Annotated in this window: 22 protein-coding genes; 7 read left to right on the top strand and 15 right to left on the bottom strand. The window is 62.6% G+C overall.

The window, feature by feature from the left end; genetic code table 11:
- Positions 1 to 194: 194 nt before the first annotated feature.
- From KY494_RS02530 to KY494_RS02545, 4 genes are all read right to left on the bottom strand, one after another.
- Positions 195 to 887, bottom strand: coding sequence for a tetratricopeptide repeat protein (locus KY494_RS02530; RefSeq protein WP_219889750.1), 693 nt, complete (start codon positions 885 to 887; stop codon positions 195 to 197).
- A 56-nt stretch (positions 888 to 943) separates the two neighbouring features.
- The gene (locus tag KY494_RS02535; RefSeq protein ID WP_219889751.1) at positions 944 to 3,040 is read right to left on the bottom strand and encodes a bifunctional 2',3'-cyclic-nucleotide 2'-phosphodiesterase/3'-nucleotidase; all 2,097 of its coding nucleotides are present in this window, start codon (positions 3,038 to 3,040) and stop codon (positions 944 to 946) included.
- 114 nt (positions 3,041 to 3,154) lie between these two features.
- A complete protein-coding gene (locus tag KY494_RS02540; protein WP_219889752.1) occupies positions 3,155 to 4,261 on the bottom strand; it encodes a hypothetical protein in 1,107 nt (368 codons plus the stop codon).
- Between the two features lie 31 nt (positions 4,262 to 4,292).
- Positions 4,293 to 5,039 carry a hypothetical protein gene (locus KY494_RS02545; protein ID WP_219889753.1) on the bottom strand — a complete coding sequence of 249 codons (747 nt, stop codon included), beginning with the start codon at positions 5,037 to 5,039 and terminating at the stop codon, positions 4,293 to 4,295.
- Between the two features lie 297 nt (positions 5,040 to 5,336).
- Between KY494_RS02545 and zigA the strand changes: the two genes are divergently transcribed.
- The 3 genes from zigA (at position 5,337) to KY494_RS02560 (ending at position 8,176) form a co-directional block, all read left to right on the top strand.
- Positions 5,337 to 6,563, top strand: coding sequence for a zinc metallochaperone GTPase ZigA (gene zigA, locus KY494_RS02550; RefSeq protein WP_219889754.1), 1,227 nt, complete (start codon positions 5,337 to 5,339; stop codon positions 6,561 to 6,563).
- Positions 6,564 to 6,582: 19 nt separating this feature from the next.
- Positions 6,583 to 7,569, top strand: a complete 987-nt coding sequence (locus KY494_RS02555; protein ID WP_219889755.1) for a GTP-binding protein — start codon at positions 6,583 to 6,585, stop codon at positions 7,567 to 7,569.
- Between the two features lie 91 nt (positions 7,570 to 7,660).
- Positions 7,661 to 8,176, top strand: coding sequence for a GNAT family N-acetyltransferase (locus KY494_RS02560; RefSeq protein WP_219889756.1), 516 nt, complete (start codon positions 7,661 to 7,663; stop codon positions 8,174 to 8,176).
- Between the two features lie 27 nt (positions 8,177 to 8,203).
- On the opposite strand, the gene KY494_RS02565 is transcribed toward KY494_RS02560, so the two are convergent.
- The 9 genes from KY494_RS02565 to KY494_RS02605 form a co-directional block, all read right to left on the bottom strand.
- Positions 8,204 to 8,629: a Fur family transcriptional regulator gene (locus tag KY494_RS02565; protein WP_219134484.1), complete on the bottom strand. Its 426-nt coding sequence runs from the start codon at positions 8,627 to 8,629 to the stop codon at positions 8,204 to 8,206.
- A gap of 103 nt (positions 8,630 to 8,732) precedes the next feature.
- Positions 8,733 to 10,073: an alpha/beta hydrolase gene (locus tag KY494_RS02570; RefSeq protein ID WP_219889757.1), complete on the bottom strand. Its 1,341-nt coding sequence runs from the start codon at positions 10,071 to 10,073 to the stop codon at positions 8,733 to 8,735.
- A 108-nt stretch (positions 10,074 to 10,181) separates the two neighbouring features.
- On the bottom strand, positions 10,182 to 11,060 hold the full coding sequence (locus KY494_RS02575) for a peptidase (RefSeq protein ID WP_219889758.1): 879 nt from the start codon (positions 11,058 to 11,060) through the stop codon (positions 10,182 to 10,184).
- Positions 11,061 to 11,149: 89 nt separating this feature from the next.
- On the bottom strand, positions 11,150 to 11,959 hold the full coding sequence (locus KY494_RS02580; protein WP_219889759.1) for a transglutaminase family protein: 810 nt from the start codon (positions 11,957 to 11,959) through the stop codon (positions 11,150 to 11,152).
- On the bottom strand, positions 11,959 to 12,903 hold the full coding sequence (locus tag KY494_RS02585) for an alpha-E domain-containing protein (RefSeq protein ID WP_219134488.1): 945 nt from the start codon (positions 12,901 to 12,903) through the stop codon (positions 11,959 to 11,961). The genes KY494_RS02580 and KY494_RS02585 overlap by 1 nt, the downstream gene beginning before the upstream one ends.
- On the bottom strand, positions 12,897 to 14,351 hold the full coding sequence (locus KY494_RS02590; RefSeq protein WP_219889760.1) for a circularly permuted type 2 ATP-grasp protein: 1,455 nt from the start codon (positions 14,349 to 14,351) through the stop codon (positions 12,897 to 12,899). The genes KY494_RS02585 and KY494_RS02590 overlap by 7 nt, the downstream gene beginning before the upstream one ends.
- A 119-nt stretch (positions 14,352 to 14,470) precedes the next feature.
- Positions 14,471 to 15,628, bottom strand: a complete 1,158-nt coding sequence (locus KY494_RS02595) for a sensor histidine kinase KdpD (protein ID WP_219889761.1) — start codon at positions 15,626 to 15,628, stop codon at positions 14,471 to 14,473.
- Between the two features lie 68 nt (positions 15,629 to 15,696).
- Entirely contained in the window at positions 15,697 to 16,569 is an 873-nt protein-coding gene (locus KY494_RS02600) for a hypothetical protein (protein WP_219889762.1), read from the bottom strand.
- Between the two features lie 84 nt (positions 16,570 to 16,653).
- Positions 16,654 to 18,855, bottom strand: a complete 2,202-nt coding sequence (locus KY494_RS02605) for a TonB-dependent siderophore receptor (protein WP_219889763.1) — start codon at positions 18,853 to 18,855, stop codon at positions 16,654 to 16,656.
- A gap of 234 nt (positions 18,856 to 19,089) precedes the next feature.
- On the opposite strand from KY494_RS02605, the gene KY494_RS02610 reads away from it, so the two are divergent.
- The 3 genes from KY494_RS02610 (at position 19,090) to KY494_RS02620 (ending at position 22,284) form a co-directional block, all read left to right on the top strand.
- Positions 19,090 to 19,749 carry a hypothetical protein gene (locus KY494_RS02610; RefSeq protein ID WP_219889764.1) on the top strand — a complete coding sequence of 220 codons (660 nt, stop codon included), beginning with the start codon at positions 19,090 to 19,092 and terminating at the stop codon, positions 19,747 to 19,749.
- A 346-nt stretch (positions 19,750 to 20,095) separates the two neighbouring features.
- Complete coding sequence (locus KY494_RS02615) at positions 20,096 to 21,049, top strand: 2-hydroxyacid dehydrogenase (RefSeq protein ID WP_219889765.1); 954 nt, start codon at positions 20,096 to 20,098, stop codon at positions 21,047 to 21,049.
- A 50-nt stretch (positions 21,050 to 21,099) separates the two neighbouring features.
- A complete protein-coding gene (locus KY494_RS02620) occupies positions 21,100 to 22,284 on the top strand; it encodes a low temperature requirement protein A (RefSeq protein ID WP_375143499.1) in 1,185 nt (394 codons plus the stop codon).
- Positions 22,285 to 22,297: 13 nt separating this feature from the next.
- Here KY494_RS02620 and KY494_RS02625 read toward each other — a convergent pair whose 3' ends face one another.
- Positions 22,298 to 22,828: a GNAT family N-acetyltransferase gene (locus KY494_RS02625; RefSeq protein WP_219889767.1), complete on the bottom strand. Its 531-nt coding sequence runs from the start codon at positions 22,826 to 22,828 to the stop codon at positions 22,298 to 22,300.
- 91 nt (positions 22,829 to 22,919) lie between these two features.
- On the opposite strand from KY494_RS02625, the gene KY494_RS02630 reads away from it, so the two are divergent.
- Positions 22,920 to 23,486, top strand: a complete 567-nt coding sequence (locus KY494_RS02630) for an XRE family transcriptional regulator (RefSeq protein WP_219889768.1) — start codon at positions 22,920 to 22,922, stop codon at positions 23,484 to 23,486.
- Between the two features lie 2 nt (positions 23,487 to 23,488).
- On the opposite strand, the gene KY494_RS02635 is transcribed toward KY494_RS02630, so the two are convergent.
- A complete protein-coding gene (locus tag KY494_RS02635) occupies positions 23,489 to 24,385 on the bottom strand; it encodes a LysR family transcriptional regulator (RefSeq protein ID WP_258194609.1) in 897 nt (298 codons plus the stop codon).
- Between the last annotated feature and the right edge of the window lie 6 nt (positions 24,386 to 24,391).

Raw genomic sequence — 24,391 nt, forward strand, 5'->3', positions numbered from 1 at the left:
ACACGCTCACCGAGGCTGGTCCAGAGTAACAAATTTCTAAAAAGCAAATTCAGTGTGCGATTTCGAGGCTGGCGACAGCCCCGCCGCGTCCGGGGATGCAGCGGGTCCATCATAGCCTCTCGGCAATGTCTAGTCCAACACGATTGACCGAGCGCAAAGCGCAGCGTGATTTTCTGGCGCGCTAGCGACTTGGCTTAAAACTTGTTCCAGTTATTGTGCCGGTGCTCCGTCGCTTCCTTCATCAGGTGGCGCGCGCGCAGGGCGTCGTCGGCCTGCACCGTCATGGCCAGTTCCTGGAGGGCGGGCGGGTACTCATGGTGGGCCGCTTCTTCCAGCAGTGCATGGCCCTTGACCAGGTCGCGCGGCACGCCGCGGCCTTCACGGTAGGCGTTGTACAGCAGGAACATGGCATGTGGATTACCCAGTTCGCTCGACTTGTCCAGCCAGCGTGCCGCTATGACGGGATCTTGCGGCACGCCTTCGCCGTTGGCTGCCAGCAGGCCCAGCATCAATGCCGCCTTGGCATGCCCTTGCAGCGCCGCTTGCCGGTACCACAGCCAAGCCTGGCCGGGCGTGGCCGCGCGCAGCATCTGGCCCAGTTCGAAGGCCGCTTCCGTATCGCCGGCGCGGGCCGCCTGTTCAAACAGACTCAGCGCTTCGGCGCGGCGTTCCGGCCGGGCCAGGTAAATCAGTGCCAGTTCGCGCTCGGCGACGGGCATGTCCTTGCCGGCCCAGCTGCGTACCTTGCGCTCGGCTTGCTGGTCGCCCGCCTGGCGCGCGTGCATGGCGACCGCTTCGATTTCGGCCGGCGTAGGCGGCGGCGATGCCTGGCAGGCGGCCAGGACGGCGGCCAGCACGACGGAGGGGAGGGAAAGTGCGTGTTTCATCTGGATCACCTTGCAGAATGAGGGGCCGGAACTGCGGCAGTTCCGGCCCATGGACCTTATTTGCTCAGGTCGATGCGGTACTTGGCGAAACCGCTGGCGTCGAGTCCGCCTTCGGCCGCCACGTTGGCGATGCCGCTGCCTTGCGCCAGCGCCAGGTGACCGGGTGCCGAGCGCAGGATCACTGGACCGGCCGTGGCCATCTTGACGAAGCTCCAGCTGCGCGCGCTGCCATTCGCCGCCAGGGTCACCTTGCCGCCCTTGGTGCTCAGCGATGCCAGGTAGTTGCTGACCACGGCCTGGTTCGCATCGGGCGACTTGATGATGGTCTTGCTGCCATCGATGCCCGGCACGGCGCCGCCGCCACCGGCGCGGTAGTCGTTGGTGGCGACGATGAAATCATCGCCATCGGCGACCGCCGCGCCCTTGTACGTGAGGTTGACGATGCGGCTGCCCGGCTTTTTCGTCACGTCGATCTGGTACGTGAGCGCATTGTTTTCCGCATAGAACACGTCGTAGTTATAAATCGTGCCATACGACGGCACAAGGTCTTGCTCGGCAGTACTGGCCGGGTTGATCTGGTTGAATTGCTTGGCCGACGTTTCCAGCCACGCCTTCAAGTCCGCGCCCTTGATTTTCACAGCTTGCAGGTTGTTGTTGCTATATAAATACAAGTCGCCCGGATTGCGCACTTGCAAGCCGATCGGTGCGGCTGGCGAGGCGCCGGACGCCACGTCCGTGAAATCGGACGGCCCGTTGCGGCCGGCCTTGAATGGCGCGCTGCACGAGATGACGGGGATGTTCTTGTAGCTGGACAAGGTGGCATCCGTGCTGGTGGCGATGAAATTCTTCACGTAGTCGAGCTGCGCCTGGTTGACCAGCTGGATGGCGCTGACGTCGCCCACCAGCGCAAAGTACGCCGACATTTCGAAATCCGTGCTGATGCCCAGCGGCTGCCTGGCGTAGGCGATGGTGGCCGCGTGCTCGGTGGCCACCAGCGGTGCGATGGCCGGGTCGGCTTTCACGAGGGTCTTGCCATCCGTGTACTTGAAGCCACGCGATTCCACCGTGGTCTTGGCCGGCTGCACCACCCATTTACCGCCCTGATAGACCATCGTCAGCTTGATGATGCCCAGGCGGCGGCCCCAGCTTTGCGCCATGACGGTCGGCACGCCGTTCACGAAGCCGTTGACGGCGTCGATCTTCGCGCTGGCGGGGAAGGCGGCAAACGAGGCGTCCAGCGCGGCCGCGCCTTCTTCCTTGCCTTTCGGGAAGATCAAGTGCGAATGGCCGATCATCAGGGCATCGATGCCCGTGCTGGTCAGGTGATAGCTGCCGTTTTCCATCTTCGGGCTGTAGGCGCTCGTGTCCAGGCCGCCATGCGACAGGGCCACGACGAGGTCGGCGCCCTTGTTGCGCAATTCCGGCACATATTGCTTGGCCGCTTCCTGCACGCCCGTCACGCTGACCTTGCCAGCGAGCACTTTTTGATCCCATTCGAGGATTTGCGGCGGCACAAAGCTCAGCACGCCCACATTGATTTTTACCGTCAGCTTGCTGCCGTCGGGCGCCGTGGCGGCGAAATCGCGGGGCAGCACGGTGTAGGGCTGGAAGATGGGCTTGCCGCTGGACACGCCGACGACATTGCTCAGCACGGAAGGGAAGGCGGGCGCGCCGCACGTACCCGTCGGCTTGGCCACGCCGGGAATGCCGAAATCCGTGTTGGTGATCTGGCTCAGGTAAGGCAAGCCATAGTTGAATTCGTGGTTACCCATGCCGCCCGCATCATATTTCAGCGCGTTCATGGCCTTGTGCACGGCCAGCGTGCCGGAGCAGGGCACGGGCGCGGCCACGGCTTGTAAATCGGCGAGCAGGGTGCCCTGGATGACGTCGCCATCGTCGAGCAACACATTGTTCGGGTTTTCCGCGCGCGCCGCCTGGATCAGTGTGGAGGTGCGCTCCAGGCCCAGGCTGGTGTCTTCGGCCAGCGCGTAATAGTTATAGCTCAGCACGTTCGAGTGGATATCGGTGGTTTCCAGCAAGGCCACCGTGACCGTCGTGCCTTCGGGAATGACTTGCGCCGTGTTTGAACTGCCGTTGCAACCGACGAGACCCGCACTTGCCAGCGCCGCCAGCATGACCCAATTTGTTTTCATTACCGCCCTCGGAAAGATTCAAAGGACGCGACTGTAACGCCGCCATATGACGCGGCGATGACAGCCGTGCAGGGCGCATGGATGCACGCTGCCGCGCGATGGTGCGACTGCCTGTCAATGCGCCGGCAGTTTTTTCAGCACTTCATTGCTGAAGTAAGGCTCGTCTTCTACCCAGAAAATATAGTCCAGGCCCAGGTAATTGCGGGCAAAATCGAGCAAATCTTCCACTGAATTTTTTTTCTTGGTACGGGGATTGATCTGGCGCAGGTTGCCGTCCTGTACGGCCATGCCCTTGACCAAATTCGCAGGGTAGTCTTTGATAAAACCGTAACTCTGGCCCATATGGCTTTTCCGATACGGCATCAGGTCGGGACCGCCCACGCCCATCTGCAGCGTTTGCGCTTGCGCAAACACGCTGCGCATATAGCCCTTGTCGTTCCACGGCAGCCATTCACCGGGCAGAAAGTTTAAATACACCATGGTGGTGGTGTGGGGAAAAGCAGCGGCCAGTACCCGCATGTTTTCCTTGATGGCATCGACATAGTGTTGCGGCTTGAAATCATCGGGGAACGTCGTATTTCCCTTGCTGTCCTCCACGCCAATGTCGATCGAGCTTTCGCTGAAATTGATGCCCTCGATTTTCCCGTCAAATTCCTTGCCCAGCGCCTGGATCAAGCGTTGATAACGCTCGCGTACCGGTACTTCCCACATTTTCGGCGACCAGCCGTATTCATCATCCGTCACCGCTTTATGCGGGTCGCGTTCTGGTGCGGAAAGCATGCTTTGCTTGATGATGCCGCCCTGGTAGCGAGGATCACTGAGTAAATAGGCCGGCACATTATGGCGCGGCGTGAAGGATTTTTCCTGCAGTTGTATCCACAGTTTTTTCCCGATTGAATCGAGATAGGCGATGTCGTGGCGGATCGCCGCAAAATCGTAACGGTCCTGTTCCGGCTCCAGGCTGCGCCATGTGTACACGATTTGCGCGCCGCTGAAGCGGGGATCTCTTAACGCTTTATCCGAGGTGATGTTTTCCCCGTTCAGTTCACGGTGATTAAAGTAAAGATAGTGCTGGATCGGCTTTTTTATGTCTGCGGCAATGGCACTGCCCATCATCAAAACAAGTAAGGCAAGCAGCCTTGTGGAGTTACGTAAGAACATCGATTCCTTGGTGATTGTGAAAATTGAACTGTGGCAAGATGGAGTATCTTCACGCGCCATGCAAGCACAATTGATTAGGTGCGCCAACACTCTAATTTTGTATCAAATCTATATTTTCTGATGAGTTTCTGGCTAATTCAGGATTGTTGCTATTATTTAAAACCCAGAGAACAAGCTTGCCATTTTCAATAATTTCTTTTTTGGAATAGATTCCACTAAAATAATCCTGTAGTTTGTTATTATCTGTCGGTAACGGCAAATTTTTCATGTCTTCAGGGATGTCTTCGAAGTAATACCTTGATTTTTTCAATGCAGGATACTTCTTTAGCAAATAATCATTCACGGTATATAGCTCATAATCTCCCGCGAATAAGTCTTTTGTCAATATTCCTGTAATTGTAATTTCATTGATATGTTTTTTTAAATACTCAAAATTCTCTTTTGTGGTCGAGAAGTCGGATTGTGAAATTGTGTTATTTTCCGACAATTGCCTGATAACAGAAAGCCGAACATGATCGCCATTGATCTCTATTACTTTGAAAATGTAATAATCCGTTTGAATGCTTTGGCTTCCACCATTAACCCCTGTTCTTTTGTTGAAAATAAAACTTCCAATTTGCAATTTATGCTCAGGGCTGTTAATGGTTTGCTTCCATATATGCGGGTTGTAAATCATTTGCTTAAAAGCATATATGGAGACGAGAGCGAGCAGGCTTATTATCAGTATTTTTTTCATTGGGCCAGGCGAGAATAAAATATTTAAGAGCGGCTTGCTAAGGGCTAATAAAATCGCAGCCAGCCGATGTGATGCTCGCGCGGCCGCGCGGCTGAGAAGCACGGCTGTCTGTCTGCACGAGGGGCAGAACCAGTCTTCATCGCATCATCCAGGGGCTGTCGACAACAGTTCAGCCGCCATGCGCTTACTTCGATGTCATCACCGACGAGCTCGCACTCTAGCACGTCGAGTGCCGGGATCCTGATCCTGCTGGTAGCGCATGGATTCCTCTTTTTCACGGTGGCAGGCAAAGATCGCCACACAAATGCAATTAAGTTGCATTATAATTCGAAAACGCAATTCGCTTGCAGTAATGCCACCATCGCCAACTCAGCAACTCAGCCAGCCCAAGGAATCCCCATGCCCCAGCGCAAACTCCCCGTCACCGTCCTGTCCGGCTTTCTCGGCGCCGGCAAGACCACCTTGCTCAACCACATACTGCGCAACCGCGAAGGCAAGCGCGTGGCCGTCATCGTCAACGACATGAGCGAAGTCAATATCGACGCCTCGCTGGTGAAAGACAGCGCCGAAGCGGCCGGCGCGGCCCTGTCGCGCACGGAAGAAAAACTCGTGGAAATGTCGAACGGCTGCATCTGCTGCACCTTGCGCGACGATTTGCTGCTGGAAGTGCGGCGCCTGGCGGCGGAGGACCGCTTCGATTACTTATTGATCGAATCGACGGGCGTGGGCGAGCCGATGCCCGTGGCCGCCACCTTCGACTTCGAGGACGAGCACGGCGACAGCCTGAATGACGTGGCGCGCATCGACTGCATGGTCACCGTCGTCGACTGCGCCAACCTGCTGGCGGACTTTCATAGCGAAGACAGCCTGGAGCAGCGGGGCGAAACGGCGGGCGAGGGCGACGAGCGCCAGCTGGCCAATTTGCTGACGGAACAGATCGAGTTTGCCAATGTCATCGTCCTCAACAAGGTCGATATGGTGGCGGCGGACGAGCGCCTGCGCGTGCTGGCCGTTTTAAAAGCTCTCAATCCCGGCGCGCGCATCATCGAAACCAACCAGTCCATCGTGCCGCTCGATGCCATCCTGGGCACGCACTTGTTCGACCTGGAGCAGGCGGCCGCCATGCCGGGCTGGGCCCGGGAGCTGGCCGGTGTGCACACGCCGGAAACGGAAACGTATGGCATCAGCAGCTTCGTCTACCGGGCCAGGGAACCGTTCCACGCGCAGCGCCTGCATGACTATATTTCGCAGCCGATTCCCGGCGTGGTGCGCAGCAAGGGATATTTCTGGCTGGCCAGCCGCCCCGAATGGGTAGCCAGCCTGTCCGGCGCTGGCAAGCTGATGAATATCGAACCCGTGGGTCTGTGGTGGGCGTCCGTGCCGAAGGACCGCTGGCCCACGGATGCCGCCTCGCTGGCGGAAGTCAAGGCGGGCTGGAGCGAAACATATGGCGACCGCTACCAAGAGCTCGTCTTCATTGGCCAGGACATGAACCAGGCCGCCATCGAGGCGGACTTGAAAAAATGTCAATTGAACTATACAGAAACGCGCCAGGGCATGGCCGCCTGGCGCCAGCTGCCCGACCCGTTTCCCGAATGGCAGCGCATGGAAGAACTCGAAGACTAACCTTGAACAGGAATACGCCATGACAGAACTGATCCCCGTCACCATCATCACGGGTTTTCTCGGCAGCGGGAAAACCACCTTGCTCAAGCGCATATTGCAGGGCGATCACGGCGTGCGCATCGCCGTGATCGAAAATGAATTCGCCGCCGAAAGCATCGATCATGGCTTGCTGGTGCAGGACAGCGACGAGCAGATCGTGGAAATGAACAATGGCTGCATCTGCTGCAGCGTGCGCGGCGACTTGATCCGCATCCTGGGCGAGCTGCACGCGAAACGCGCGGCGGGGACGATCGCGTTTGACCACGTGATCATCGAAACGACGGGCCTGGCCGCGCCGGGGCCCGTGGCGCAAACCTTTTTTGCGGAACCGTCCGTCAGCGAGTACTACCTGCTCGACGCGATATTAACCGTGGTCGATGCGCGCCATGCGCAGCAGCAATTGACGGCGCACAGGGAAGCGCAGGAGCAGGTGGGCTTTGCCGACCGCATCCTGCTGTCGAAGACGGACCTGGTCGGCAAGGACGCGCTGGCCGCGCTGCGCCAGCGGCTGGTCGCCATCAATGGCCGCGCCGGCATACAGAAAGTACGCTTCGGCAATGTGCCGCTGCGCGACATCCTGAACATCCGCGGTTTCAATGTGAACTCCATCGTCGAACTGGAGCCGGATTTCCTCGGGGAATTGGGTCACCGCCATGGTGACGGCGTGCAATCGTTCGTCTACCACCAGTCCCGGCCCCTCGATTTGCTGCAGGTGGAAAACTTTCTTGATGCCGTGGTGCAGCTGTTCGGCAGCCAGCTGATGCGCTACAAGGGCATTTTGTACGTGGCCGACTTGCCATGCCGCGCCGTGTTCCAGGGCGTGCACATGCTGATGGGCTCGGAACTGGGCGCGCCGTGGCGCGACGATGAGCCGCGCGCCAGCAAGATGATCTTCATCGGCCGCGACTTGCCGCAGGAGATGCTGATCCGGGGCCTGGACCGCTGCGCGACTGCGGCGGCGGCATGAGCGTGGAAGCGGGCTTGCCCACTCTCGCCATCCGCGTGCGTGCATGGAGAAAGGGTGTGGGTATAATGGGAAAAAACTCCCGAGTCCTCCCATGCCCGCACTCGATATCGTCATCCGCCTGTTGACGCCAGCCGACACCGCCGCCTTTTGCGCGCTGCGCCTGCGCGCCATCCTTGATTCGCCCAGCTCGTTTTCCTCGTCGCGCGAGGATGAACTGGCGCGCACGCCGGAAGAACACGCGCAGCGCATCGCCGGCGCCCTGCAACGGGGCTTTGGCGCCTTCGATGGCGCGCGCCTGGTCGGTTTTGCCGGCTTGCGGCGCGAGCCGTTGCGCCAGCTGTGGCACAAGGCCTTGCTGTGGGGCGTCTTCGTCGATGCGCCTCAGCGGGGGAAAGGCGTGGCGCGGCGTCTCGTCAACGCCTGCATCGAACAGGCCGAGACGGACCCCGCCATCATGCAAGTGCATTTGAGCGTGAATGCGGAACACAATGCCGCCTTGGGCCTGTATGAATCCTTGGGATTTATCGCGTATGGCACGGAACCGCGCTCGATGCGCGTGGGCGACTTGTTTTACGACGAGCATCACCTGGCGTTGCTTCTCAAGTGATACCTTCAGGTGATGTCTTTTTGAAAATTACTTGCAGCGCGGGCACAGGCCCTTGATCAAATAATCGACTTCGCCGCCGCTGAAACCTTCCGGCAAGAGCACGGGCGGCGGCAGCTTGACTTCATTGAAGCAGGTGACGTTGGCGCACTTGGTGCACTGGAAATGCGCGTGTTCGTGCGCCTGGTGGCCGGCGCCCGCGCTGAAGCGCCACACCTGGTCGGTGCCCGCGATGCGGTGCACGAGTTCATTTTCCGTCAGCCATTCCAGCACCCGGTACAGGGTGACGGAATCGATATCGCTGTCCTGCGACAACGCTTGCTGGATTTCATGGTGCGTCAGCGAACGGCTTTGCGCCATTAAAAAGTCGAGCACCTTCACGCGCGTCTTGGTGACGCGGGCGTTGGTGTTGCGGATCAGCGATTCGGCGTGCGGTGTAGAAGATGATGTCAACATGATAAGCCTGCTTGCGGGGGATCGGCTGGCGGCGTCATCGCCGTGCCCGTTGCCACCCTATGGGCCGTATCTTAGCATGCGTGCCGCACCGGATGAAACGCTGTCATGGTTTGAACGTCCAATAGCGGCCGGCGGCCGTATCGACGGGGTCGAGAAAGCGCTGGTCGGCGCGCGCCTGGTTACGTATCAGATAAAACATGTCGGACAGGGCCGAGCGCTTTTCCGCAAAGTACGAGTGCTTCATGAAGCTCGTGTCGACCCCGGTGGCATCGATGGTTTCCACGCCCGCCACGATCAGCATGCCGGCACCGCTGTCGCCCGCGCGCGGGTAGCTGTGCACGGCTTTCGAGGCGGCCAGCGCCAGGTCTTGCGACGAGGCATACAAAGTGACGGGATTGCGCGCGTGGGCCAGTTTTGGCGCGATATCATGCTTGAAGATGGCGGCGTCGATATCGGGCGCGGACAGGATGAGCTCCGTGATCTTTTGCGCCAGCTGCGGCTGCGCGGCCAGCAAGTCGGCCACGGCCCGCGCCAGCCCGCGGCTGCCCATGCTGTGGCCCACCAGATACACTTGCGCCGCTTCCGTGCTGGCGAGAAAGTCGGCCAGAAAGGCCGTGATGTGGGGCGTGCTCCATTCGATATTGTTTTCATCGATGGTGTAGCCGGCCAGGTCGCCATGCGACGGCCAGCTGTAGAACACGGGCGCGCCGTCGAAGCCGAGGTCGTAGGCCATCTGTCCCGTGCGCCGCGCCGCATCCTCAAAACTCACATTGTAGCCGTGCACAAAGACAAACGCGCTCTTGCCGGCCGAGGCGCGGATCTGCGTTTTGAGTGCTGCAAAGAAGTTGTCGCGGTCCTGCACCTCGGCCGACAGCAGCACCACGTGCTTGGCCGGGTCGTCGCGAAATTCCAGGCGCCACAGCGATGGCGATTCCAGCTGGCCCATGCGGTGGTCGCGGGGGATGCTGATGTCGCAGCTGCCATAGCTGAGCGGCCCATTGCCTCCCATGATGTTGCGTTCGCCGCTGAAGCGCTGCGCCGGCGGCTTGCCCACGTCGCGCTGGCGGTCCGTGGCGAAATACACTTTGACCACCGCATAGTTCGACACGACGGCGCTCTTGTCGGCCGGGGCGGGCGCCGTTGCCACTTCAGGCAGAGGTGAAGGCGGGCGCTGCAGCGCATCGAGCAAGCCTTGCGCGGCAAACAGGGTTTCCATGTCGTCCGGCACGTTTGCCGTGGACAGGGCGGCCGACAGTGCCAGTTGCAGCTGAGTATTGCCAGGCTCGGCCTCCAGCGCGGCGATGGCGGCCAGGATGGCGGCGGCGCTGTCGAACTTGGCGATGGCCAGCTTGAGCCGTTCATAGTGGCTGGCGACGGCTTCAGGCGCGTGGCCGGGCGCGCCATGTTCGATGGCCGCCACGACGGCGGAAGTGATCAAGTCCATGCGCCACCTGCCTTTCAGGTCAATCTGGATTGAATGTCAACTCATATTGCCATAAAAGCACGTGCAAGGCGATTTGTCCAGCGCCTTGCGCAGCGGTGGCGTCACCGGTCAATGCTGCTTGTCGTCGCTGAACTGCTGCGCCAAGGATTGCAGGGGCGCCACGGTCAGGCCGCCGCGGCTCACGTGCTCGGGGATGGCCACGCACACGGGCTTGCTGTGCATGTTGGCCGACGACAACACGTTCGTCGTGGTTTCCGGCGCCGCATTCCACACGGGATCGACGATGCCTTCAAACACATGTTTCAATTGTTCGCCCCAGGTGTCGCGGATCATGCGGAAATACTGGTTCTTTTCATCGATGGTGACGAAGCGCGTGACGGCCAGGCTGCCCGTCTCGTAGACGAGCAGATCGAGCGGCAAGCCGACGGAAATGTTCGAGCGCAAGGTGGAATCCATGGAGATCAGCGCGCACTTGGCCGCTTCATCGAGACGCGTATGCGGGTTGATGACCCTGTCGATGATGGGCTTGCCATACTTCGCTTCGCCGATCTGGAAGTACGTGTTTTCATCGTGCGATTCGATGAAATTGCCGGCCGAATACACCTGGAACAATCGGCAGCGCTCGGCGCCTATCTGGCCGCCCAGGATAATGCTGACATTGAAATCGATGCCGCAGTCGGCCAGGGCCTTCGCTTCGCGCAGGTGCACGGTGCGCACGGCGTCACCCACGATGCGCGCCGCGTCGTACATGCTGGCCACGTTCCAGATGCTGCGTCCATCCGCATCCACGTGTTCCGAGACGATCTGGCGGATCGCTTGCGAGATCGACAAGTTGCCGGCCGTCATCAGGACCAGCATGCGGTCGCCCGGGTTCTCGAACACGCTCATCTTGCGGAAGGTGCCCACCTGGTCCACGCCGGCATTGGTGCGGGAGTCGGACAGGAAGACCAGGCCTTCGTTGAGGCGCATGCCTATGCAATAAGTCATCGTCGTAAATCAAGTCAAAAGGGGGAGCATTCTACACCAGCCGGGCCGGGCCACCTGCTGGCAAGGCCCGGCCAGCCTCATTCTTGCCACTAGACGGGCACGATCTGCACGTCCACGTGCAGGGTTTCCGTGCCGCCACCCTGGCGCACGCCGCGCACGGGCGCCGCCGAATCATAGTCGCGCCCGATGGCCAGGCGGCAATACGCATCCGTCATCAGCCGCGCATGCGTGACGTCGATGCTGACCCAGCCCGCGAAATCCGTGTCTTCCGTCCACGCATCGACCCAGGCATGGCTGGCCGCATGGCCCGTCGTGCCCGGATCGATGTAGCCGGACACATAGCGGGCCGGGATGCCCCAGGCGTGGCAGCAGGCCAAAAACAGGTGCGCGTGGTCCTGGCACACGCCGCGCCCCAGAGCCAGGGCGTCGCCGGCCGTGGTGGTGACCATGGTGGCGCCACTTTCATACGCCACCTTGCCGACGATATTTTCCGCCAGACGCAGCAGATGGCCCGTGCCGGCCGTCACACGGCGGTCCGGCAGGCTGGCGGCCGCCAGGTCCACAATGGCGGGGTTCGCCTGCGTCAGGGCCGTCGGCATGGTAAACAACAGTGGCGACAGGGTATCGATCAGGTTCAGCCGTCCCTTGTGCGGATAGATGGTGTCCACCACGCCATGCGCCACCAGGCTCAGCGACTGATGGCTGCCATTGATCGTCAGCATGTGCGACAGATTGCCGTAGGCATCCGTGTAGGCGTGGCAGCGGCCCGGCGTGGTGATTTGCCAGGAGAGTGCCCGCTGCTGCGGCTCGATACGCGGCGTCAGGTGCAGCTGCTGTATCGTGTAGGCCAGCGGCGCGCTATAGGCGTAATGGGTTTCGTGGCGGATGGTGAGCTGCATCAGGCCGCCAGGGGAACGAGGAAGTCGCGGCTGACGCGGTTGCCCAGCTCATAGATGTTTTCCAGAAACTCCGTCAGGGTATGGTGCAAACCGGCCTTCATGATGTCGTCGATATGGCCGAATTTCAGCTCCGCATGCAATTTCCCGGCAAAACGCTCCGTATCGGCCGACACATCATTGCGGATATGTTTCAAATTTTCCACCACGTCATCCATGCAGGCCAGCAAGGACCTGGGCATGTCGCCGCGCAGCATCAGCAATTGCGCCACCCGTTCCGGGGTGATCACGTCGCGGTACACCTTGCGGTAGATTTCGAAGCCGGACACCGAGCGCAGCAGGGCCGCCCAGTAGTAAAAGTCGCGCTGGGTGATGTCTTTCGACGTGTCGCGCGCGCCGTGGAACTTCACGTCGAGGATGCGCGCCGTGTTGTCGGCCCGTTCCAGAAAAGTGCCGAGGCGGATGAAGTGGATCGCTTCGTCCTTGAGCATGGTGCCCAAAGTCACGCCGCGCGACAGGTGCGAGCGGTACTTGACCCATTCGAAGAAGGCGCTGGGGTCCGTTTCCAGCAGATTGCTTTTCAAACGTTTCTGCATGTCGAGCCAGGTGGCGTTCTGGATTTCCCACACTTCCGTCGTCAGGGTACCCCGCACGGCGCGGGCGTTTTCACGCGCGCCCGTCAGGCAGGCGAGGATCGAGGACGGGTTGTTCGGGTCGCGCACCATGAAGTCGAGCACGTCGCGCGTGTGGAAGCGCCCATATTTGTGGTCGTACGCGCTTTGCAGCTCGGAAATACCCAGGGTGGCGCGCCAGCCCTGTTCCGCATCGTGCTCGGACTGGGGCAGCATGGACGTTTGCATGTTGACGTCGAGCATGCGCGCCGTGTTTTCCGCCCGCTCCGTGTAGCGGGCCATCCAGAACAAATGATCGGCAGTGCGGCTCAGCATGTTTTCTCTCCTGCAAAAGCGGATGTCTCTTCCAGTACCCAGGTATCCTTGGTGCCGCCCCCTTGCGAGGAGTTGACCACCAGCGAGCCTTGGCCCAGCGCCACGCGGGTCAGGCCACCGGGCACCATGGAAATCGTCTTGCCAGACAGCACGAACGGACGCAGATCGATGTGGCGCGGCGCGATGCCGGCGTCCACGTAGGTGGGGCAGGCGGACAGGGCCAGGGTCGGCTGGGCGATGTAGCCGCCCCGATTGGCCAGCAGGCGCTGGCGGAAATCCTCGATCTGCGCCAGGCTGGATGCCGGCCCCACCAGCATGCCGTAGCCGCCCGCGCCATGCACTTCCTTGACGACGAGTTTCGCCAGGTTCGCCAGCACGTAGGACAGGTCGGCGCTCTTGCGGCACTGGTAGGTTGGCACGTTGTTGAGTATCGGTTCCTGCGACAGATAAAACTTGATCATGTCGGGCACGAAAGGGTAGATCGACTTGTCGTCGGCCACGCCCGTGCCGATGGCGTTCGCCAGGGTCACCCTGCCGGCGCGGTACACGGACAGCAGGCCCGGCACGCCCAGCGAGGAATCGGAGCGGAAGGCCAGCGGGTCGAGGAAATCGTCGTCGACCCTGCGATAAATCACGTCGACTCTCTTCGGCCCGCGCGTGGTGCGCATGTAAACAGAGTTGTCGTTGACAAACAGATCCTTGCCCTCGACCAGTTCCACGCCCATTTGCTGGGCCAGGAACGCGTGTTCGAAGTAGGCGGAGTTGTACATGCCCGGCGTCATGACGACGACGGTGGGGTCATCGACGCCCATCGGTGCGACGGAGCGCAGGTTGTCGAGCAGCATGTCCGGGTAATGGTCGACGGGGGCGATGCGGTTGCGGGCGAACAATTCCGGGAACAGCCGCATCATCATCTTGCGGTCTTCCAGCATGTAGGACACGCCGGACGGGACCCGCAGATTGTCTTCCAGTACATAGAATTCGCCCTGGCCCGCGCGCACGATGTCGACGCCCGCGATGTGCGCATAAATGTCGGAGGCGACGGCGATGCCCTGCATTTCCGGGCGGTACTGGGCATTCTTGTAGATTTGCTCGGCGGGAATGATACCCGCCTTGATGATGTTTTGCTCATGATAAATATCATGAATGAACATGTTCAAGGCTTGCACGCGCTGCACCAGGCCCGTCTGCATCTGCGCCCATTCGGCGGCGGGGATGATGCGGGGGATGGTGTCGAACGGAATCAGGCGTTCCGTGCCGGCATCGTCGCCATACACGGCGAACGTGATGCCCACGCGGCGGAAGGTCAGGTCGGCTTCGGCCCGCTTGCGGGCGATGGTCTCGGGCGATTGCTGTGCCAGCCAGTTGTCGAATTCACGATAGTGTTCACGTACCTTGCTGTCCGTCCCCACCTCATCCGCAGTCATTTCATTGAAAAAATTTGCCATGTTGTGATTTCCCTTGAGCCGTGTCTGTGTATAGCTCAGCAGGAAACGTGCCAACAGGACGGGCGCGAACAGGTGTAAAGATGACCACTTTTGTGGCGCCTTCGCACCGCTTTGGTGCGTCAGGTATCACTGTTGGGGGCGCCGGCGGGCGGGACGAAGGGGCGGCAATCGACGGGCACGTCGAAGATGAAGCTGGTGCCCGTTTCCGGCGCGCTGTCGACGGCGATGCTGCCGCCGTGGCTTTCGGCCACGTTTTGCACGAAGGGCAGGCCGATGCCCCAGCCCGGCGCTGGGTTGTCGTTCTCGCGGCGCAGGTAGTCGAAGATGCGTTCCGCCTGGGCCGGCGCGATGGCGTGGCCGCCGTTGTGGACGGTGAGGATCAGGCGTTCGTGCACGGCCTCCACGTGCACATTGACGGGCGCGTCGTCGCCGTACTTGAGGGCATTGCTGAGCAGGTTTTCCAGCGCGCGCCGCAGCGAGTTCTCGCACCACCAGCCGGTGACGGATTGCCCGCTGACCTGGCATTTGCCGGGCCGCTGCAGGTTGACCTGGCCGGCCACGGCGTGCACCAGGGGCAGCACGTCGAACTGGCTCAGCGCCAGCGGCAGCCGCTGGCCCCGGTGGTAGCTGAGGCTATCGAGCAATTCTTCGATCATGCTGTCGAGCCGTTTGCTGTGCTCGGCAATCTTGTGCGCCAGCAAGACCACCCGTTCCGGGTCCGCTGGCCGCAGCAGCAACTGGGCGCTGGTGCTGATCACGGCCAGCGGGTTGCGCATGTCGTGCGACAGGCCGGCCGCGATGCGGCGCCGGAAGCCTTCATGCATGCTGGTAAATTCGCGTATCGATTCGCGGATGCCCACGTCGATCGATGCATTGATCACCTGCCAATCCTTGCGGCGCAGGGTGATGCCGGACGCATGCGCGACGGCGGCGAAGCAGTCGCGGAAGATCTGGTATTCCTGGATCACCTGTTCCGGCCCGTAATTGGTCATGCGCGCCCGTTCATTGCCATGCACGGCGGGCACGTTGCTGTTGCTGGCCGCGTTCTCGCGCGGGTGGCCCGGCGTGAGGGCTTCGGCCAGGTTGTCGAAAAAGGCGGGCAAGGTATTGATGAGTATGGGCGTGAGCAACTGGTCGGCGCCGCGCACGCTGGCGCGCACGCGCAGTTCCCACGCGTTGAGGACGGCGTCGCGCATGGCAAAGAGGCGCTGCGCGCGCGCCAGCGGATGGCGCGCGCTGGCCTGGCGACCCGCATGATGATCCGTGACAATATTCACCTGAACTCCCTGACAGCAATGGCTATGCTCATCATAGTATGCGCCTAATCCGCCGTCAGGAAAATGCCTTATTGACCAGTGTCGGCCTGCCGCAAGGCCGCATACAGGCGGGAAAGCGAGGCTGACCATTCGGCCAGCGAAAAGTTCTGTGGGTCGTCATGACCGTTCGCAAAGCCCGTATCGAGCACGGCGTGGAAGGCGGGGATCAGCCACGTGCCCTTGCGCACGCTGGCGGCGATATACAGCAGGGCCAGCCTGTCGTACTGCGCGGGCGTAAAGCCGGGATCGGGCGCCAGCCCATCGTTGCCCTTGCCGCCGCCGGGCACGGAATGGCGCGGCTGCACCAGTTCCATGTGCAGGAACAGGCCCGTCAGCGACGGCTTGTCCTTTTCCAGCTTGCTGGCATAGCCGGGCGTGCCAAAGTCGCGCACGGCCAGGGAATCGCCGAGTCGGTTCACGTAGACATGGCCTTTCGGCCCGCCACCGAGCGCCGGATTGCGCAAGCTGAAATCGTTGAAATCCCAGCTGGCGTCGTTGATGTGGTCGGGAATGGATTCCGCCAGGAAATTCGGGTAGCTGGTGTCGTGGATGACGAAATAGCGGGCCATGGGCGCCGCCAGCCGACCCACGGCGCGCGACAATGGCGCGTCGATTGGGCCGCCCACGTCCGCTTCGCTGATCGATTGCTGCGCCAGCCAGGCGCGCAGGCGGGCCGGGGCGACGTCCGTGCGCTGGCCGATGCGGGCGGCGAGAAAGTCCGGCAGCGGGGCGCTGTCGCCCAGGCGCGCATACAGTTTCACGGGGCGCAGCAGACACGTGGCTTGCGCCCGCGCATCGCCCTTGAAGCCGCTTTTCCAGGCGGCGTAGGGGCAGGCCGCCTGTTTTTGGGCGGCGACGGGCAGGGACGTGCAGAGCAATAACAGGAGGGCTGGGAGTTTCATGCGGGCATTGTCGCCCAAATCCGCCGTTGGCACAGGCGCGCACGCGAAGCTGCCCAGGGAAGGGGCTGCTTCGCGCAGGCTGACTTAAAACGCCACGCTGCCCGAGACGACGACGGTACGCGGCGCGGCCAGCACCAAGGAGCCGATGTTGAAGGACGACACGGCCGACGACCAGTAATTGCGGTCCGTCACGTTGTCGACGCGGGCGCGCAAGGTCACGTCATGGCCCGCCACCTGCGTCAGGTAGCGCGCGCCGATGTCGAGACGGGTCCACGATGGCAGTTGCTTGCTGTTGGCCAGGTCCGCATATTGCGTCGAGGTGTAGATGGTGCGGGCGTTCAGGCTCAGGCCTGGCGCGCCGGGCACGTCCCATTCGCCGCCCACGCTCACCTGCGTTTGCGGCGCGCCGATGGGGCGCTTGCCATTGTTGGCGGCCACGTCGGTCTTGCTTTGCTGCGCATCGAGCCACGTCAAACCGCCCAGCAGGCGCACGCCCTGCATCGGCGTGCCGAAAATCGACAATTCCAGGCCCCGGTTGCGCTGCTCGCCAGCCAGTTCGGCCCGCGTGCCGATCACGGCCAGCAAAGGCTTGGCCGTGGTGAACAGGGCGGCGCTCATGCCCAGCTTGCCGCCGTCATACTTGACGCCGACTTCCTTTTGCTTCGATTTGTACGGCGCAAACACCTCGCCCATGTTGTCGACATTGAGCCGCTGGCCGTTTTCCTCGTAGGTACCGCTGGCAGCCGGTCCCTTGACCAGCGCCTCGATGTAGTTGGCGTACAGCGACACGTTCTTGCTGGTCTTGAAGACGATGCCCGCCACGGGCGTCGTGGCGCTCTCGTCATAGGCCTTGCCTTGCAGCACCGAGGTGTTGTAGTCGTAACCGGCATCCTTGATCTGCTGGCGGCGCAAGCCCACGGTCAGCAGCAGCTGGTCGTCGAGGAAGGCCATGGTGTCGGCCAGGGCGTAGCTGCTGAGGATGGTTTTCTGGGTCACCCGCGGGTCGCTCATGATGCCGCCCGTGTACGGTGTTGCCGGCGCGGCCACATCGACGGGCGCGTAGATATTGGTGGCGAAGGTATTGCCGATGGCATAGGCATTCTTCGCTTCATTCCAATGCCCGGACCAGCTGGCCACCAGCGTGTGCCGGACGGCGCCCGTCTGGAGCTTGCCGCGCACGCCCAGTTCGCCCGTGCGGATTTCTTGCTTGCGAGCATTGTCAAAGCGCGACACCGTGGCATCGCCATTGACCGAGGTCAAGGAAGGCTCGGCCAGGCTATTGGCTTCCCTGGTCGAACGGGAGCCGAAGGCGGCCCAGGCCACGACATCCCTGGCGAGGTCCACTTCGGCGCGCGCCGTGCCGAACACGTCGTGCTCCTTCGAATAGCTCCACGGCTGGGCGAAGTTCTTCGCGGCATCGGGCGCGGATGGCAGCGCGGCCACGCCGCCGATGGCGACGGATGGACGCGGCGACGTCAAATCGAAGTTCTGGTAGCCGGCGTCGGCCGACAGCCGGTAGTTACCGCCGCGATAGTCGAGACCGACGGAAAACATGCCCACGTCGTGGTCTTCGCGCTTGATGCCGGTCTCGCCCTGGCGTCTGGCGGCGTTCACGCGCACGCCGAATTCCTGCTTGTCGCCGAAGCGGCGCGCCACGTCGATGGCCGCATAGGCATGGCCGCCCGATTCCACGCCCACCGTCAGTTCCGTCAGTGGCGCGTTACCGGCGCGCTTGGGCATCAGGTTGATGGCGCCGCCGATGCCGCTGCCGCCCGGCGCCGCACCGTTGAGGAAGGCGCTGGCACCACGGAACACTTCCACTCTTTCCAACAGTTCCGGCGACACATATTGGCGGGGCAAGACGCCGTACAGGCCGTTATACGCCACATCATCGGAATCGAGCGCGAAGCCGCGGATCACATACACTTCCTGGAAATTGCCATAGCCGCGCGACATGCGCACTGCCGGATCGCTCTGCAGCAAGTCGCCCACGCTACGCGCTTGTTGGTCGGCAATGAATTGCTGCGTGTAACTGGTGCTGCCGAATGGCGAGTCCATCATGTCCACGGCACCGAGGATGCCCATGCGCCCGCCGCGCGCCACCTGGCCGCCCGCATACGCCTTCGACAAGCCTTCCGCCGACGCGTCGGCCGAGGCGCTCACGACCACTGTGGGCATGGTTTGCGCGCCGCTGTCTGCCGACGTGTTCTGGGCGTGGGCGGCGGTGCTGGCCAGCAGGAAGGCGGCCAGGGCGAACGGAGTAGGGGCGAGGCGGAAAGTGCGCATGGTGTTATCTGGATATTAATGAGAATGATTATCATTATATTCCAGCATGGCCCGCTGCGTGGGAAAGTGTGAGAATGTCATAAATAAAGTCGCCATTCGTACAACACACGGCAAGCCAGGGCACTGGAATCTGGCGGGAAAAGGCGCGCCAGCCGGTACCTTGTGGATTTATTAATGCCTACGGTCAAGTTTCGCTAAAATACGCCATCGCGCCCGGCGCCCACAGGAAACCGCATGCCATTGCTCCGTCATCTACCGTCCGTCTCCATGCGCCTGCGGGATGGCCTGAGCCTGAAAGGCGCGGCCGTCGCGCTGATCCTGGCCATGCATGTGCTGGGCCTGTATTTCCTGCTCTTGCCGGCGCGGCAACTCAAGCAATACACGGAAGTGGCTTTCATGACCCTGCTGCCGTCCCGTCCGATGCCGCAGACGCCGCCGATGGCCTTGCCGCTGCCCATGCCGGCTCGCTTGCCGCGCGCGCGGGCCAGTGCGCCGCCTGTCATCCTTGCGCCACCGGCCGTCGCTGCGGAAAGCATCACCGTGCCCGCCGAAGAATTGCCCGCCGCGCCGTCCACCGCCGACTTGCGCACGCGCGCCCGGCTGGCGGCGGGGGCCGCCGACAAGGCCTTGCGTGGCGAACTGAAACAAGACCAGCCTTGGCTGGCCGCAGCCGAACTCAAGAGCGAAAGCAGCTTCCAGAAACTGGTCGCCTCCGCCTGGCGCGGCGGCCCCGTCATCCGCGTGGAGGAATACCTGACGGCCGATGGCCGGCCCGCCACGCGCGTCGTCAGCGCCGTCGGCGCCACGTGCTATGGCATGGATGCGAACCCGGGCGCGGGCGCCGATCCGTTCAAGACGGGCGGCAAGGTCAAACGCGTGCCTTGCCCGGGTTGAGGCGATCTGACAATCGTTGTGGCGGTGCTTGTCGGCTTACGCCCTGCGGGCTAAGCCGACCTACGCATGGCGTAAGGGTGATACATGCCAGGAGATCGCGTGCCGGACCGCGCTCTAGCTGCGTAGGTCAGATTAGCGCAGCGTAATCTGACAGGCTGCGGGCGGCGCTTGTCGGCTTACGCCCTGCGGGCTAAGCCGACCTACGATTGAATCGGGTAGTCCCACGCAGGAAAAGACCGTGCGGCGGGCAGGGTTTTAGGGGCGGTAACAGGCGATGCCATCCCCGGCCATGCGTCAAATATGCTAAGTTGCGTCTGCAATTCATGTGACACGACCCAGGACGCCCATGCCCCCCGAACTCCTCATCCTCGCTCCCAGCCCTTCGGCTGCCGTCAACGCGCAGCTGGACCAGCAATATACGTGTCATCACGCCTGGCAAGTGCCGGCGGACGAGCGCCACGCCTGGCTGGCCGAGCGGGCGCCGGCCATCCGCGCCGTCGTCACGACGGGTGCGCTGGGCTTGAACGCCGCCGACATGGCCTTGCTGCCCTCTTTGGAAATCGTCGCCGTCAACGGCGTGGGTCTCGACGGCGTGGCGCTCGACCAGGCGCGCGAGCGGGGCATCGCCGTCACCACCACGCCGAACGTGCTGACCGATGACGTTGCCGACGTGGCGCTGGCCTTGCTGCTGGCCAGCGCGCGGCATATCGTGGCGCTCGACCGTTTCGTACGCGATGGCGGCTGGGAACGGCGCGAGGCCATCGCCCCCGCGTCCAGCCTGCGCGGCAAGACGGCCGGCATCTTCGGCTTCGGCCAGATCGGCCAAGCCATCGCGCTGCGCCTGGCCGCCTTCGGCGTCCACGTCCGTTACTTCCAGCCCCGCGTCATCACGGCCACATCCGTGCCGCGCGCGGAGTCCTTGCTGGCCCTGGCGCAGGAAAGCGATTACCTGATAGTTTGCGCGCCGGGCACGCCGACCACGCGCCAGAGCATCGACCGCACGGTGCTCGACGCGCTCGGTCCGCAAGGCACCCTGATCAATATCGCCCGTGGCGCGCTGATCGATGAAGTGGCCCTGATCGCCGCCTTGCAGGATGGCCATCTGGGCGCGGCCGGTCTCGACGTATTCGCGGACGAGCCGCGCGTGCCAAACGCCTTGCGCGCCTTGCCGAACGTCGTGCTCACGCCGCACGTGGGCAGCCTGACCGTGGAAACGCGCCATGCAATGGGGCAACTGGTGGTCGATAACCTGGCGGCGCACTTTGCCGGCTTGCCCCTCTTGACGCCAGTGAAATTGTAAATACCCCCGATTGATCGGTTTACTCGTATGAATGAAAGAGATTTATGGAATTGAGAAAATCGCTGTTGCGCACGCGCGGCGGGCAAGACAGCGGCAAGGTGGGCATGATCGAGCTGTTCTTCGACCTGGTGTTCGTGTTTGCTGTCACGCAACTGTCGCACGGCTTGCTGGCGCATTTGAGCGCCATGGGCTGGCTGCAGACGGGCTTGCTGCTGATGGCCGTCTGGTGGGTGTGGATTTTTACCTCGTGGATCACGAACTGGCTCGACCCCGAGCGCATTCCCGTGCGCATCAGCCTGTTTGCGCTGATGCTGGGCGGCCTCATCATGTCGGCCTCGATACCGGAAGCGTTCGGCACGCGGGGCCTGGGCTTTGCGCTCGCCTATGTCGCCATGCAGGTGGGCCGCCCCCTGTTCGCCTGGTGGGCCGTGCGCCATGAAGCACTGGCGCGCCGCCGCAATTTCCAGCGCATCACGCTGTGGGCCGTGCTGTCCGGCATTTTCTGGATCGCCGGCGGCATCGCGTCGCCCGAACAGCGCATCTTCTGGTGGGCCGCGGCCTTGCTGATCGATTTGGCGGGACCATGGATGCTGTTCGGCATGCCCGGTCTGGGCCGCTCGACGATAGCCGACTGGGACGTCGACGGCAGCCACATGGCCGAACGCTGCGGCCTGTTCGTCATCATCGCCCTCGGTGAATCCCTGCTGGTGACGGGCGCCACCTTTGCGGGCCTGGAATGGACAGCCGGCAACTGGCTGGGCTTTTTGTCGGCCCTGGTCGGCAGCATCGCCATGTGGTGGATTTATTTCGACACGGGCGCCGAGGCGGGCCACCACCGCATCGCCCACTCGAAGGACCCGGGCCGCATCGCCCGCAAGGCTTACACGTATATCCACGTGCTGATCGTGGGCGGCGTGATCGTTTCCGCCGTAGCCGATGAGCTGGCCCTCGTGCATCCGGACGAAGCGAGCTTCGCCGGCATCAGCGCCTTGCTGGGCGGCCCGATCCTGTATCTGCTGGGCAATGCGCTATTCAAATGGGTCAGCAGCGACCGCGCCACGCCGCCGCTGTCGCATCTGCTGGGCATCTTGATCATCCTGGCGCTGATTCCGATGGCCTACGGCCGCCTGTATTCACCGCTGACCCTGGCCTGCATCACCAGCTGCGTGCTGGTATTGGTGGCCGTGTGGGAACATATGGCATTGCGCCGTCCGCCACCGGAGATCGATCCTTGACGTCTGCCTGACCTTAGCCGGGCGGTGTGATGCCGTCCGGATCGCTGCGCGCATCGAGCTGCAACTGCAAGAATGCCAGGTCCAGCCAGGCGCCGAACTTGGTGCCGACCTGGCGCATCAAGCCCACTTCCTCGAAACCCAGCTGCTTGTGCAGGGCGATCGAGCCGGCATTGCCCGCCTCGATGCCCGCCACCATCACGTGCTTGCCCAGGCCGCGCGCCCGCGCGATCAATTCCCCCATCAAGGCCTTGCCGACGCCGGCGCCACGGCGATCGGCGCGCACGTACACGGAATGCTCGACCGTATGGCGGAAACCCTCGAACGGGCGCCAGTCGCCGAACGAGGCGTAGCCAGCGACAGTTCCTTCCGCATCGCTGGCGACGAGCACCGGATAGCCGGCCCGCTGGCGCTCGGCCAGCCAGGCGGCGCGGTTGGCCGCATCGACCGTCCGTTCATTCCAGATGGCCAGGGTGTTGCTGACGGCATCGTTGTAGATGGCCGTGATGGCCTCGATGTCGCCCGCGTGGGCATCGCGTATCTGCATGTTGATCTCCTTGCTAGTCGTCTACTATAATGGACAAATCATAGATTCCCGCTCACGTCTTGTCCAATAGAATTCGAATGGAAGCCGATACATGTCCACTAAACCAGACGAATTGAACCAGCGCATCGGCGCCCGGGTGCGCACCGAGCGGGAAAACCTGGGCTGGTCGCTGACGCAGCTGGCGGCCCGCTCGGGCGTGTCGCGCGCGATGGTGCACAAGGTGGAGCGGGGCGATTGCAGCCCCACGGCCACCTTGCTGGCGCGCTTGTCGGGAGCCTTCGGCCTGAGCATGTCCGAACTGATCGCCCGCGCCGAAATGCGCACGGGGCGCTTGCTGCGCAAGCTTGAGCAGCCCGTGTGGGTCGACCCGCAGAGCGGCTATGTGCGGCGGCATGTGTCACCCGCATCCGACATGCCGCTCGACCTCGTGCATATTACCTTGCCGCCCGGTGCCGTGGTGGCCATGCCGGCCGCCGCCTATGTGGCGCGGCGACAACTCATATGGTCGCTGACCGGCAGCCTCGTCTTCATCGAAGGCGAGACCCGCCACGTGCTGGACGCGGGCGATTGCCTGGAACTGGGCCCGCCGGCCGACTGCGTGTTCAGCAATGAAACGGCCGCCGCTTGCACCTATGCCGTGGCCGTATTGAAGAACTGAGGCTATGCCAGCGCTACAGCGCGCAGCTGGGCGATGAAGGCGCGCGCGGCGGGCGCCTGTTCGTGGCGGCGGAAGGCCGCGGCGATTTCCGAGCTGATCTGCGGCCCTTGCAGCTCGCGGAACACCACGCCGGGCAATTGCACGCTGGCCATCACGGAATGGGGCACGATGGCGCAGCCCACGCCCAGCGACACTTCCGTCAGCACGGCCACCAGGCTGCCGGGGCGCGACACCACCTGCGCCGCAAAGCCGCCGCGCCGGCTCACTTCCAAGGTTCCCAATTCCTGTTCCGGCACGATGAACGCCTGCTGCGCCAGCGCGGCCGGCCCCGCTATTTGCTGCAGGGCGAGCGGACTGTCCGCCTGCACGGCCAGCACGAAGCGGTCGCGCAGCAACACCACGCTGTCCAGTCCGTCCGGCAAGTGCAGGGGCGGGCGCACGAAGGCCAGGTCCACGCGGCCCTGGTCCAGCAAGCCGGGCAGGGCATCCATCGCGTATTCGCGCGCGCCGATGTGGATGCCGGGGTGGCTGGCGCGAAAGCGGGCAAACTGATCTTGCAGCACGCCGGAATACGCGGCCGAGGCCACGTAGCCGATTTCCAGCCGGCCCAGCTCGCCCCGTCCCGCCCGCCGCGCCACGTCCTGCGCCTGCGCCAGCTGCGCCAGAGCGCGCGTGGCCTCGATGACGAACAATTCTCCGGCCGCCGTCAGCGACACGGCGCGCTTGCTGCGCTGGAACAGCCGCGTGCCCAGCAACTGTTCCGTTTCCTGCACCTGCTTGGTCAGCGCGGGCGGAGAGATGCCCAGCTCGGCGGCCGCCCGCGCGAAGTGCAGGCTGTGCGCGACGGCCAGCACACAGCGGAAGTGCCGCAATTCCATGTCTTTGTCTGTATTCACCATGGGTAA

The sequence above is a fragment of the Janthinobacterium sp. PAMC25594 genome, from assembly GCF_019443505.1.
GTDB lineage: Bacteria > Pseudomonadota > Gammaproteobacteria > Burkholderiales > Burkholderiaceae_D > Janthinobacterium.